Genomic DNA, 12,981 nt, shown 5'->3' with positions numbered 1-12,981 from the left:
CTCCCCTCGCTCGTCCACGGGCGCGGCCGTCCTGGCCCCCCATCGATCCGACTGGAGTCTGTGTGCTCTCTCACTCCGCCCCGCGTCCGGAGTACCCGCGCCCGCAGTTCGTGCGGCGCGACTGGCTCAACCTCAACGGCGTCTGGCAGTTCGAGACCGACCGGGGCGACAGCGGCCTCGAACGCGGTCTGCTCGGCCGGGAGTTGCGCGAGGAGATCCTGGTCCCCTTCCCTCCCGAGTCGGAGCTGTCCGGCATCGGCGAAACCGACTTCCTGCACGCCGTCTGGTACCGGCGAGCCGTCACCCTGCCGGCTCAGTGGGCCGGGCGTCACGTGCTGCTGCACTTCGGCGCCGTCGACCACGACACGACCGTGTGGGCCAACGGCGAGGAGGTGGCGCGTCATCGCGGCGGCTTCACGCCCTTCACCGCCGACCTCGGTGACATCGCCGGGGCAGGTGAGGAGGTGGTGATCACCGTACGGGCCCGCGACGCCAAGTCGGGACCGCAGGCGCGGGGCAAGCAGGCGATCCAGTACGCCAACCACGACTGCAACTACACGCGGGTGACCGGCATCTGGCAGACCGTCTGGCTCGAGCCCGTCCCTGACCTGCACCTGCGGCGCCCTCGCATCACCCCCGACCTCGCGGGCTCCGCCTTCCACGTCGAACTGCCGCTGTCCGGCAACCGCCCGGGGTACCGGGTGCGGGCCGTTCTCAGCGACGGCGAGGGCGAGGTGAGCCGCGCCGAGGCACGCGCCGACCTGGACCTCGCCCCGCGTCTGCATCTGCCGGTGCCGGAGGAGCGGCGGCGCGAGTGGGGCCCCGGCGACCCGTTCCTGTACGACCTGCGGCTCGAACTCCTCGACGCCGACGGGCAGGTGGCCGACAGCGCGGGCAGTTACGCGGGGCTGCGTGCCGTGGGCCTGCGCGGCAAGGCCGTGACCCTCAACGGACGTCCGGTGTTCCAGCGTCTCGTGCTCGACCAGGGCTGGTACCCGGACGGGCTGATGACCGCGCCGAGCGACGAGGCACTGGTGAGGGACATCGAGCTCGCCATGGCCGCCGGCTTCAACGGCGCGCGCCTGCACCAGAAGGTCTTCGAGGAGCGCTTCCTCTACCACGCCGACCGCCTCGGCTACCTGGTCTGGGGCGAGTTCGGGGACTGGGGCTGCGAGACGGGCGGCTCCTCCGGTGACAACCAGAAACCCGACGCCTCCTACGTCGCCCAGTGGCTGGAAGCGCTGGAACGGGACTACTCCCACCCCTCGATCATCGGCTGGTGCCCGCTGAACGAGACCTACCAGAAGCTCCACGACCGCATCACCCAGCTCGACGACGTGACCCGTGCGATGTTCCTGGCCACCAAGGCGATGGACACCACCCGGCCGGTCATCGACGCGTCCGGCTACTCCCACCGGGTCGCGGAGACCGACGTCTACGACTCCCACAACTACGAGCAGGACCCGGAGACGTTCCGGCAGCTGATGTCGGGGCTCGTCAAGGACGAGCCGTTCGTCAACTCCCACGAGAGCGGCACGCCCTACTCGGTGCCGTACCGCGGTCAGCCGTACTTCGTCAGTGAGTTCGGCGGCATCTGGTGGGACCCCGAGGCCGCTGCCGAGCGGTCCGGCGAGGACCGCACCGTCTCCTGGGGATACGGGGAACGGGTCCGCGACGAGGAGGAGTTCCACGCCCGGTTCAGCGGCCTCGTCGAGGTGCTGCTGAGCGACCCGAACATGTTCGGCTACTGCTACACCCAGCTGACCGACGTGTTCCAGGAGCAGAACGGCGTCTACCGCTTCGACCGCGCCTCGAAGCTCGACGTCGACCGCATCCGGGCGGCGCAACTGCGGCCGGCGGCCATCGAGCACCAGGAGCGGGAGTGACGACGGCAGCCGCTACCGCCTGTGCCCCAGGCGGCCCGGGCGACCACACCAGCAGGGTGTCCGGCAGGACGCCGAAGGCGACGATGAAGGCGAGCTGCACGAGGAAGGCGAGGGGCACGACGCCCGGCGCGGCGAAGATCGCAGCGAGGACGCGGGCGGAGGTGATCACGCCGCCTCGGTGACGAGTCCGGGCACGGCGGCCCTGGCGGCGCGCGGCATACCTGCGCGTACGCCTGGCGGGGTGACTCCTCCCAGCGCCCTGCGTCTCAGGAGCGGGAACCTGCCGGCGTCGCGCCGCGCCCCAGCATGCTCTCGCGCTCGACCAGGGGGCAGCCGGGCCGGAACGGTGCGATGCCGGCCTGGGCGTACGAAGGCGCCTGACGCCACCAGCATCGGATCACCGGCCGCCAGCCCGGACAGCCGATGAACCCGGTCATCCTCCAGGCCCACCTGCGTGACCATCGGCGTCCCTCCGCAGCGCGGCCGGACCTCCACAATCCGACAGCTCGCCCCACACCCCCGGCCCCTGTCGTCGCAATGGCCTTCGACTACCACGACAAGACAATCACCTGCCCGGTCACCGAAGCCGGAGAAACCGGGAGCCGATACGCTCCGGCCGATCACACAAGGTAAGTGCGCTTGAGCTCGGGTTTTCCGCTGTCCCCGCCTGGCTCGCGGAAAACCGCCCTGAACCAGCTACTCGTCGTGACCGAGGTCGTGAATGCCCAGCGAATACACGACACCTCAACGTGCGAGTCCACCAGTCCTGGGGCTGCAGGGCCATCACGGCCAGGAGGTCGCGCAGCTGCCCGCGGATCGCCTGGGCATTGACCGCGGGGTAGCACCGGGGCCCCGTTCCAGAAACCGAAGGCCACCCGGCCTCCCACTGGATGAGCCGGCGACGATGTTCTCGACAGCAAGCGCTCCCAAGCCGCACGTGGCCGGAGACGATGTGGTTCTCGTAGTCCCCCCAACGGGCCAGCGCCAGCAGCACCCCGCGTGCCTGGTCGCTGACCATGGTGCCTGACGTCCAGGAGCCTCTCGCGCCGCTGGACGACCGTGCCCTGCCTTCGACGCCCTCCTTGCGAAAGTCTTTCGTAACCGACGGTTTTCATCGTCTTGTACCGCCTGTGAAACCCGTGCCAGTGTCCCGGTCCATCAGGCACGTGTCCGCAGCGCGCATATCCGAAAGCCTTTCGTGCGAGCTGTCGCACTCCTCAGCAGGAACAGCGCATCAGAAGAGAAAGAGGCAGAGCATGCACAGGAACCAGGAACGCGGTGACGTGGCCGACCGCACGTCCACGAGGATCAGGTGGCGGCGCGCGGTCGTGTCCGCGGCCGCCGCTGCGACGGCCCTGAGCCTCGCCGCGTGCGGGTCCTCCGGTCCTTCCACTACCTCCTCGGGCGAGGGCCTGACGATGTGGGCGCTGACGGACCAGACGATCCTCAAGGAGTCCGTGGACGCCTACAACAAGGACCACCCGGACGAGAAGATCAACCTGCGGCTGTTCGCCAACGACGACTACAAGCAGAAGCTGCGCGTGGCATTCGGCGCGAACCAGGCCCCGGATCTCTTCTTCAACTGGGGCGGCGGGGCACTCAACGACTACGTGGAAGCGGGCAAGGTCGACGCCGTGACCGACAGCCAGGTCAACCTGCTGCGGTTCATGCCGAGCGTGCTGCAGAGCGCCGAGTTCGGGGGCGAGGTCTACGGCGTCCCGGCCAACGGGCTCGCTCCGGTCGTCCTCTTCTACAACAAGAAGGTCCTCAAGGACGCCGGCGTCGAACCGCCGAAGACCTACGACGACCTGCTGAGCGCCGTGAAGAAGCTCAGGGACGACGGGGTCACCCCGATCTCCCTCGCGGCGAACTCCAAGTGGCCGACCCTGATGCACCTGGAGTACCTCCTCGACCGCGAAGGCGGCCACGAGGTGTTCCAGGAGATCGCAGCCGGAGACACGGCCGTCTGGAAGGACCCGGCGGTCACCAAGGCCAACTCCCGCCTGCAGGAACTCGCCGAGGCCGGCGCCTTCGGCGACAACGCCTCCTCCGTCAACTACGACCAGGGCGCCTCCACTGCCCTGCTCTACACCGGTAAGGCCGGCATGGAGCTGATGGGCACCTGGGAGTACGCCAACCTGGTCAAGGCGGCACCGGACTTCGTGAAGAAGGACCTGGGCTACATGGCCTTCCCGGCGCTGCCCGGTGGCGCGGGCGATCCGAAGAACATCGTCGGCAACCCCTCGAACTTCCTGTCGCTGAACTCGGCGAGCAAGAACAAGGAAGCGGCACTGACGTATCTGAAGGACTACGTCATGAACGAGGACCAGATCGACGCCTACATCACCTCCGGCAGCGTGCCGCCCGTCACCAAGCTGGACTCCCGCCTCGCCCAGGTGAAGTCGGCCGACGACAGGAAGTGGCTGTCCTTCGTCCACGGCCTGGTGGAGGGTGCTCCCAACTTCCAGCTCTCCTGGGACCAGGACCTGCCCTCGGACCAGGCGGACCCGCTGCTGACCAACGTGGACAAGTCGCTGCTGGGACAGATCAAGCCCGAGCAGTTCGGCGAGAACATGAGCGAGGCGGCGAAGTAATGACCGCGGTCGCTCGTACGCGTCCGCCCGTGCCCCGCGGGACACGGCCGGACGCGGTGCGTGGCGGGCGGCGCGGCCTCAGCGGCCTGCTGATGGCCGCGCCCGCCCTGATCCTGTTCGGACTGTTCGGCCTGATCCCGCTCGGCGGCGTCGTGGTACTCAGCCTCACCAGCTGGGACGGCCTGGGATCCATCGGCTGGCACGGCTTCGGCAACTGGAGCGGCGTCCTGACTGACGGCTCCACCTGGCAAGCGCTGTGGCTCACCGTCAAGGTGATGCTGATCAGCTGGGTGGTCCAGACACCGCTGGCGCTGGCGCTGGGTCTCTTCCAGGCCCCCCGCGGCCGGACGCGCGCCTTCCTCGCCGTGCTGTGGTTCCTCCCGCTGCTGCTGTCCGCGGTCGCTATCGGCCTGACCTGGCAGGCCCTGCTCGATCCTTCCTTCGGCATCGGCTCCACACCGGGACTGGACTGGCTGGCCCGTCCGCTGCTCGGTTCGCCCGAGCTGGCCCTCTACACGGTGATCTTCGTGATCGCCTGGCAGTTCGTGCCGTTCCACGCCCTGCTGTACCAGGCCGGCATCCGGCAGATCCCCGTTTCCCTGTACGAGGCCGCCGCCATCGACGGCGCCGGTCCGGTGACCCGCCTGCTGCGGATCACGCTGCCCCAGCTGAAGTACACCTTCGTCACGTCGAGCACGCTCATGCTGGTGGGCTCACTGACCTACTTCGACCTGATCTTCGTCCTGTCCGGCGGCACCGGCGGCCCGGGCGACGCGACTCGCGTGCTGCCCCTGGCCATGTACATCACGGGTTTCCAGGCGCACGACATGGGCCGGGCCAGCGCGCTCGCCACGCTCCTGGTCGTCTTCGGCCTCGCCCTGTCGCTGCTCACCACCCGCCTGTCCGGCTTCACCCGGATGGACAGCCAGCAGGAGGGCCTGTGACCACCCCCACCATGGCCAAGGCGCGCAGGGCACGCGGTCCGCAGCATGCCACCCGGTCCCCGGCGCCGTCCTCCACCCGCCCGCGGCGCACCCGCACGCCACTGCGCCGCGCGCTGTCCGGCGCCGCCGCACTGGGGTGGACCGCGCTCGTCGTCGTGCCCGTGTACTGGCTGGTCGTGACCAGCCTGCGCAACCGCACGGACTTCACCAGCGACAGTCCGCTGGCCCTGCCCGGCCACCCCACCCTCGACAACTACCGGACCGTCCTCGACGGCGACTTCACGACCTACCTGCTCAACAGCGTCGTCGTCACGGTCGCGACCGTCGCGCTCACCGTGGTCACCGCCCTGATGGCCTCCTTCTGCATCGTCCGCTACACCAACCCCTGGTCCCGCCTGTCCTTCCGGCTGTACCTGCTGGGCCTCGCCATCCCGCTGCAAGCGGTCATCATCCCGGTCTACCTGCTGATCATCCGCATGCAGATGTACGACAGCCTGCTCGCGATCGTGCTGCCCTCGGCGGCGTTCGCGCTGCCGGTCACGGTGATGATCCTCGTCAGCTTCCTCCGGGACATCCCCCGCTCGCTGTTCGAGGCGATGATCGTCGACGGCGCCGGCGACTGGCGCATGCTGTTCTCCCTCGCCGCGCCGATGGCACGCCCCGCCCTGATGACGGTCGCTGTCTACGACGCGCTCCAGGTGTGGAACGGCTTCCTCTTCCCGCTGATCCTCACCCAGAGCGGGGACAAAGCCGTGCTGCCACTCGCCCTGACCCTTTACCGCGGTCAGTTCGGCATCGACGTGCCCGCGACCATGGCCGCGGTCGTCCTGTCCACCCTTCCCATGCTGGTGGTGTTCGTCCTGGCCAGGCGGCAGCTGGTCGCCGGACTGACCGCCGGATTCTCCAAGTAGCGCATGCCGAGAGGAGGACGGCCGGGCTCACAGCCCGGCCCGCCTCGGCGTGCCCGAAGCCCTCACGAGGAGCAGTCGAATGAGCACCACCACTCCTGACCACGACGCGCCGACGAACCGTGCAAGCCCGCCGCGGGCTACGGACGGCCGGCCCTGGACCGACCCCGCCCTGCCGACGGACGAACGTGTCGAGGCGCTGCTCGCCCGCCTCACCCTGGAGGAGAAGGCCGCCCAGCTGAGCAGCAGCTGGGAGGACGTCGAGCCGGCCGGCCCGGAGGTCGCCCCCGGCACCAGCCTCTTCGCCCCCGTCGGCCCGCTCACCGAGACCGCCCGTCACGGCCTGGGCCAGCTCACCCGCCCCTACGGCACCGTGCCCCGCCCTGCCCTGGAACACGCCCGTCTCCTGGCGGAGCGCCAGCGGCAGATCATGGCGCAGAGCAGGTTCGCCATCCCCGCCATGGCCCACGACGAGTGCCTGACCGGCTTCACCGCCTACGGCGCCACGATCTACCCCACTTCCCTGGCCATGGCCGCCACCTTCGACCCGGACCTGATCCGCCGGGTCGGCGCGGCCATCGGCGCCGACATGGCTGAGGCCGGCGTCCACCAGGGACTCGCCCCGGTCGTCGACGTCGTCCGCGACTACCGCTGGGGCCGCTGCGAGGAGACCTACGGCGAGGACCCGCACCTGGTCGGCGAGATGGGCGAGGCATACGTCCTGGGTCTGCAGAGCGCCGGGGTGTACGCCACACTGAAGCATTTCGCCGGCTACTCCGATTCCATGGGCGGGCGCAACCACGCGCCCGCGCACATCGGGCGCCGCGAGCTGGCCGACGTCATCCTCCCGCCCTTCGAACGGCTCGTCGCCGCCGGCGTGGGCTCCGTCATGAACTCCTACGCCGAGATCGACGGCGAGGCCCCCGCCGCCAGCCGGTGGCTGCTGACCAGCGTCCTGAGGGAGCAGTGGGGCTTCGAGGGGACGGTCGTCTCCGACTACTGGTCGCTGCCGTTCCTGGTGAACGCCCACCGGGTGGCGGCCGACCTGTCAGGCGCCGGTGCGCTCTCCCTCAACGCGGGCATGGATGTGGAACTGCCCGACCAGCGCGGCTTCGGTACCGCCCTCGTCGAAGCCGTGAGACGCGGAGATGCCGACGAGGCCGACGTCGACCGGGCGGTGCGCCGGGTGCTGCGGCAGAAGGTCGAGCTGGGACTTCTCGACGCGCACTGGGATCCTCGCCCGGCCGCCCTGCGCGCCGGCGAACTCGAGCTGGACAAGCCGGAGAGCCGCGCACTCGCCCGTGCCGTCGCCCGGTCCAGTGCCGTCCTGCTGTCGAACGACGGAAGCCTGCCTCTGCCGTCCTCCGGACGCATCGCCCTGATCGGCCCGTGCGCCGACGACGTACGCACCATGTTCGGGTGTTACAGCTTCCCCAACCACGTCCTCTCCGACCGCGACGACCTGGGCAACGGCGTCGACGCAGTGTCGCTGCGGGCGGCGCTGGCCGAACAACTCCCGGGCGTGCGCTGGGAGTTTCAGCAGGGGTGCCCGGTCCGCGAGAAGGACCGCTCGGGCATCGCGGCCGCGGTGGCGGCGAGTGCCGCGGCCGACCTCACCGTCCTGGTCGTCGGCGACAAGCCCGGCATGTTCGGCATCGGCACCTCCGGCGAGGGCTGCGACGTGGAAGACCTGCGCCTGCCCGGCGTCCAGGAGGAACTGGCCGAGGCAGTGCTCGCCACGGACACACCCGTCGTCCTGGTGGTCAACAGCGGCCGCCCGTACGCGGTGGGACGGTTCGCCGCCGCTGCGGCGGCCACGGTGCAGGTCTTCCTGCCAGGGGAGGAGGGCGGACGCGCGGTCGCCGAACTCCTGGCGGGCACGGCGAACTTCAGCGGCAGACTGCCCGTGCAGATCCCGACCTCGCCGGCGGGACAGCCCTACACCTATCTGCACCCGCCCCTGGGTGACCGGCAGAGCTGGCTGTCCAACCTCGACCCCACGCCCGCCTTCCCCTTCGGACACGGGCTGTCGTACACCACGTTCGAGATCGACGGGCTGTCCGTGGACCACGACAGTGTGCCGACCGACGGAGGGTTCACGGCGTCGGTCCGTGTGCGCAACACCGGCGCGGTCCCCGGTGCCGAGACGGTTCAGCTGTACTTCACCGACCCGCTCGCCCAGGTCACCAGGCCGGTGCGGGCGCTACTGGGGTTCGCGAAGGTTTCCTTGGAGCCGGGCGAGGAGGCGACCGTCCGCTTCGACGTCCACACCGACCGCCTCGCCTTCACCGGGCTGGACGGCCACCGGATCGTCGAGCCCGGCGACATCCTCCTGCAGGCCGGTTCCTCCAGCGCCGACACACCCACCGAAGCCGTGGTGCATCTGACCGGCGGAACGCGCGACGCGTCGGTCGTCCGCCGGCACGGCGTACCGGTGACGGTCGTGCGCGGCTGACCCGGACCATGCGACAAGGGCGGTCGGCCCCTCGTGGCCGGCCGCCCCCTTCCACTGCCCTCAGCCGCCGCCGGGCGGGGCCGTCGAGGTCCGCAGGACGAGGCTGGTCGCCAGCTCCATGCGCGGGGAGGCGGGCGGGCGGCCGTCGGCGACCTGGAGCAGCACCCGGGTGGCCTCCCGCCCCAGCTCCTCGAACGGCTGCCGCACCGCGCTCAGCGGCGGGCTGGCCATGGCTGCCACCAGGGTGTCGTCGAAGGACATGACCGCCAGCTCGCCCGGGACTCGCAGACCCCGCTGCCGGGCCGCCTCCAGGACGCCCAGCGCCTGCGCGTCACTGGCCGCGAACATGGCCGTGGGCGGCTGCTCGGTGCCGAGGATGTGCAGGGTGGCGGCCAGCGCCTCGTCGTAGTCGAAGTCCGTCGAGCGCACGAGCGCCGGGTCATAGCCGATGCCCGCCTCCTCCAGCGCGGCGCGGTAGCCGTGCAGACGCGCCGCCCCGGCCAGCGAGTGGGAGCGCCCGGCGACCATGCCGATCCGGGTGTGGCCCAGGCCGACGAGGTACTGCACCGCGTCCCTGGCCCCGCTCCAGTTGGTCACCCCGATGCTCGGGATGTCCGCCGACGGAGCGCTGAGCGGATCGACGAGAACCACCGGCAGCCCCTGCTCGATGATGCGGCGCTGGTCGTCCTCCGACAGCATCGAGATCACGATGATCAGCCCGGCGGCGCCCAGCGCCACGCACTCCTGGAACCACTGGGACACGGAGCGCCTGCTGGTGGTGCCGGTGACCACGTGCACGCCGAGTTCGCCGGCCGCGTCGACGATCCCGCGGACAACCTCCAGGGTGTAGGGGCCCGAAAGATCCCTGAACACCGCGACGATCTGCCGCGGGACCTCCGGGTGCCGCTCCCACGGGCGCACGTACCCGTGCCGGATCAGCAGTTCCTCAACCCGGTCCCGGGTCGTGCGGCCCACGTCCCGGCGCCGGTGCACCACCTTGGAGACGGTACTGAGAGACACGCCCGCCTCTTGAGCGATGCTCGTCAGCAGCCCGTACTGCGCCTCCAGCTGTCCCTTGTCCTGAACAGTCACTGTCCTGCTTCCTTCGCCGGCTCGGCACCGGGCGTTCGGGCGTAAGCCAACAGCAGCGGGCGCCGACGGACAAGTCCGCGGCGCCCGCTGCGGCGGTGTTAGACGCGGCTCCACCGCTGGGTGTCGTTGCCGAGGGCGTGCCACAGCTGCACGGGGGACCCGTTGGCCGTGCCCCAGCCGGCGACGTCGATCACCAGACCGTTGGAGCGGTTGATCACCGAGCCGTCCAGCCGGAACGACCACTGCTGGCTGGTCCTGCCGTTGCACGACCAGAGGATGACCTTGGTGCCCGCGGCAGTGCCGTCACCCTCGGCAGCGAGACACTTGCCGGCCACACGGAGTTCCCCCGCGGCGGTCTGAGTGATGGCCTGGTTGGCGTTGCCGGTGCAGTCGAAGATCTGCACCTGTACCCCGGTGCGCCCGTCCGGCACATCCAGGCAACGGTTGGAGTGGGCGCCCTTGAGAATGAAGGGGGAGTCGACCGGCAGTGGTTCGCGGACGAGGCGCCATTCCTGCGCGTCGTCCGCGGACGCGTTCGTGGAGGCATCGATCCCCGGCTGCACGTCGACGGCCGCACCGGCGGTCGTGCCGCTCATGTAGAGGCTGCTGTTCCCGACGGAGCGGAGCTTGTAGTAGCCGTCGCTGGTGGGGACGAGCGTCCACTGCTTGTCGGTGCCGCCGTCGTCGACCCACTGGGCGAGGCTCGCCCCGGCCGTCGCGGCGCCGCCCCAGATCCCGGCGGCACGGCCGCCGGCCTTGTTGAGCAGCGTCACCTTGCCGCTCTTGTCGGCGAGGTGCCAGCGCTGGGTGTCCTCGCTCGCAGACACCGGGTTCGTGATCAGGTCGGCAACATCGCCGGTGAGGTCGGCGTCCTGGGTCTTGCGTGACTGAGGGCTGAGGGCCTGGCCGGTCTTCCGGTTGACGAGGGTGTAGTAATCACCGTCGGAGTGCCCGAGGTCCACCTCGCCGTACTTGACCGGGCCGATGCTTCCACCCGCCCAGGACGCCTGCAGGATCAGCACCCGGCCGGTGCCGTCGACGTGCTGGAGGTTGCGGCTGTATCCGGCGGGGACCGGTGTCCGGTACTCCTTCCAGGTGCCGGTGCTCCTGCCGGACTCGTTCACCCAGACGTGGCCGCTGCCGCTGGCGTTGTAGACGATCCGGCCGTCGGCCAGCGCGGAGAGCACGGGGCTGCCGCCCGTCGCGAGCCGGCCGCCTCCGGAGGGGACGGGCAGCTCGCCGACGGCGTCGTCGTGGGCGGCGTGGAACTTCAGCGGATCGTCTCCCATCCGGTAACGGACGTTGGAACCTCCGCCCCAGTACTCGTACGTCATGAGCCACTTGCCGTCGGTGGTCGGGGCGAGGGTCGTCATACCGGGGCGCCCGCCGCCGATCAGGTTCCTGCCGTTGACGGCCACGGTCGTGCCGGGCACGTCGACCACGGGCGTGCTCCAGGAGGTGCTGGTGCCGTCCCAGGTCTTGTGTGCGAGGATCTGGTGGCCGGGGTCCGTCGCCGTGTCGTTGTCCGGGGCCAGGGCGGGCACCCCGGTGGTGGTGTCGAAGCCGGTGAACTCGTTCTCGTCGGAGTAGTAGGCGATCAGCTTGCCGCCCCGGGCGTACAGGTAGGGCTCCCAGACGGGGTCCTGCTGCTTGTTCGTGTTGGCGGCCGAGCGGTTCGAGCCTCCGCCGCCCTGCCATCCGCCGGCGGCGATGATGTTCTCGAAGCTCCAGGTGGCGCCGTCGTCCGTGCTGGCGTACAGGGCGATCGACACGTCCTTGCGGTCGCCGTCGCCGGTGGGCTGCCAGTCGGGGTCGGCGGCCTTGCGCTCCTTGTAGTAGTAATCGTCGCCCGAGACGACGCTCGCAAGGAGCAGGGTGCCGGCCTTCAGGCTGCCCACGTCGTGAGGGAGCACATAGAGGTAGGGGTTGGTCCAGTTGCTCGTGTACTTGGCGTACTGCGGATCACTGGAGAGGTAGGCCGGGGCCTTGAGGTCGGTGAGCTTCTGCCAGGTCGTGCCGTGGTCGTCGCTCTTGTACAGCGGCATCGTCTGCCCGACCGGATCGCCCTGGCTGTTCTCGAACGCCGCCACGATCCGGCCGCTCGGCAGCTGCGCCGACTTCGGGTAAAGCACGCAGGGACGCTTGTTGCAGGTCGGGCTCTGCGCCACGTACAGGTCGGCAGGGGCCGGCTGGTACGCCGACGCGCTCGGCGCGAGTGTGAGGGTGAGCGCCCCTGCTATTGCTGCGGCGGTCGCCACCGCGAACGTCTTGCGTATCGAGTCAGATCTCAACTGCGGCTCCTTCTAGCATGCGCGTGCCGGGGCCGTCGTCCTGGGCGGCCTGAATGCGCGCGGGAATCGTCTTGCGGGCTGGCGGGATGTCACCAGGGGCGCGCGAAAGCGGCGGTGCGCCTCCCAGTCGCGCGCTGGTTGGTGGCAAGTATCAGGACGGGACATCTCCGTGTCACCGGTCGGTTTACGAAAGCCTTTCGGACCTTCGACAGGCCCGGCAGTTGACGCCGACCGGCGGGCCTCCCAGAGCGCATGTGCCTCACGTGCCGGACACCATGGACCGCCGAGGCCGCGGACAGCGGCCGTCGCGGAAGAGCGCAGCGCGGAGATCGCGTAGCGAAAGTCTTTCGGGGCAAACTGGCAGCTCGGCCGGGAGACCCTTGAGACCGCCGAACTGATCGTCAGCGAACTCGCCGGCAACGCCGCCATGCACGGACGGTGCCAGGTCACCTTGGGCCTGACGCTGGAGGACGACGGGCAGCTGGGCCTCACGGTCGTCGACCACGGCGGTCCGCGCGCGGGCGTTGCCACGGAACTCCCGGACGAAGAGCACGGCAGAGGGATGCACATCGTGCGGGCCCTGGCGCGGCACGTACGTGTCGCCCAGCACCGCAACAGCTGGCGGATCGTCGTGGTCCTTGCCGGATCAGAAGACGAACGGGCTACGCCTGTCCCTCTCCCTCACCATGACACCAGCGGCCACTGCTGGCCCGATGCCCCGGTGTCGGTGCACTGGCCCGCCGTGCGGAGGCGATAGGCAGCGATACCCCGGCCCAGTTCGAGTGCGGCAAGAGCTCGAGCCGCGATCATC

General features: G+C 70.1%; 8 protein-coding genes and 1 pseudogene. 6 read left to right on the top strand and 3 right to left on the bottom strand.

Going from position 1 to position 12,981, the window contains the following annotated elements; genetic code table 11:
• The first annotated feature begins 62 nt into the window (after positions 1-62).
• Positions 63-1,886, top strand: a complete 1,824-nt coding sequence (locus tag ACZ6KF_RS31005) for a glycoside hydrolase family 2 protein (RefSeq protein WP_469241391.1) — start codon at positions 63-65, stop codon at positions 1,884-1,886.
• Here the strand turns inward: ACZ6KF_RS31005 and ACZ6KF_RS31000 are convergent.
• Positions 1,852-2,094, bottom strand: a pseudogene (locus tag ACZ6KF_RS31000) (MMPL family transporter); the annotation flags it as partial. The gene ACZ6KF_RS31005 and the pseudogene ACZ6KF_RS31000 overlap by 35 nt on opposite strands.
• Positions 2,095-3,142: 1,048 nt before the next feature.
• Here ACZ6KF_RS31000 and ACZ6KF_RS30995 point away from each other — a divergent pair.
• The 4 genes from ACZ6KF_RS30995 to ACZ6KF_RS30980 all read left to right on the top strand — a co-directional run bounded on the left by ACZ6KF_RS30995 (position 3,143) and on the right by ACZ6KF_RS30980 (position 8,787).
• Positions 3,143-4,480 (top strand): extracellular solute-binding protein, encoded by a 1,338-nt coding sequence (locus tag ACZ6KF_RS30995; RefSeq protein ID WP_469179099.1) that lies wholly within the window; start codon positions 3,143-3,145, stop codon positions 4,478-4,480.
• A 92-nt stretch (positions 4,481-4,572) separates the two neighbouring features.
• Entirely contained in the window at positions 4,573-5,424 is an 852-nt protein-coding gene (locus ACZ6KF_RS30990) for a carbohydrate ABC transporter permease (RefSeq protein ID WP_356635267.1), read from the top strand.
• 11 nt (positions 5,425-5,435) lie between these two features.
• Positions 5,436-6,335, top strand: a complete 900-nt coding sequence (locus ACZ6KF_RS30985) for a carbohydrate ABC transporter permease (protein ID WP_469241412.1) — start codon at positions 5,436-5,438, stop codon at positions 6,333-6,335.
• A 79-nt stretch (positions 6,336-6,414) separates the two neighbouring features.
• Positions 6,415-8,787, top strand: coding sequence for a glycoside hydrolase family 3 N-terminal domain-containing protein (locus ACZ6KF_RS30980; protein ID WP_469241389.1), 2,373 nt, complete (start codon positions 6,415-6,417; stop codon positions 8,785-8,787).
• A 60-nt stretch (positions 8,788-8,847) separates the two neighbouring features.
• Here the strand turns inward: ACZ6KF_RS30980 and ACZ6KF_RS30975 are convergent, their stop codons facing one another.
• Both ACZ6KF_RS30975 and ACZ6KF_RS30970 read right to left on the bottom strand, forming a co-directional pair.
• Complete coding sequence (locus ACZ6KF_RS30975; RefSeq protein ID WP_356635208.1) at positions 8,848-9,879, bottom strand: LacI family DNA-binding transcriptional regulator; 1,032 nt, start codon at positions 9,877-9,879, stop codon at positions 8,848-8,850.
• A gap of 98 nt (positions 9,880-9,977) precedes the next feature.
• The gene (locus tag ACZ6KF_RS30970; RefSeq protein WP_469241387.1) at positions 9,978-12,170 is read right to left on the bottom strand and encodes an RICIN domain-containing protein; all 2,193 of its coding nucleotides are present in this window, start codon (positions 12,168-12,170) and stop codon (positions 9,978-9,980) included.
• Positions 12,171-12,564: 394 nt separating this feature from the next.
• Between ACZ6KF_RS30970 and ACZ6KF_RS30965 the strand changes: the two genes are divergently transcribed.
• Entirely contained in the window at positions 12,565-12,927 is a 363-nt protein-coding gene (locus ACZ6KF_RS30965) for an ATP-binding protein (RefSeq protein ID WP_469241410.1), read from the top strand.
• Positions 12,928-12,981: the final 54 nt, after the last annotated feature.

Source organism: Streptomyces sp. NPDC046379 (assembly GCF_055587785.1).
This window is presented reverse-complemented; position numbering and strand designations above follow the sequence as displayed.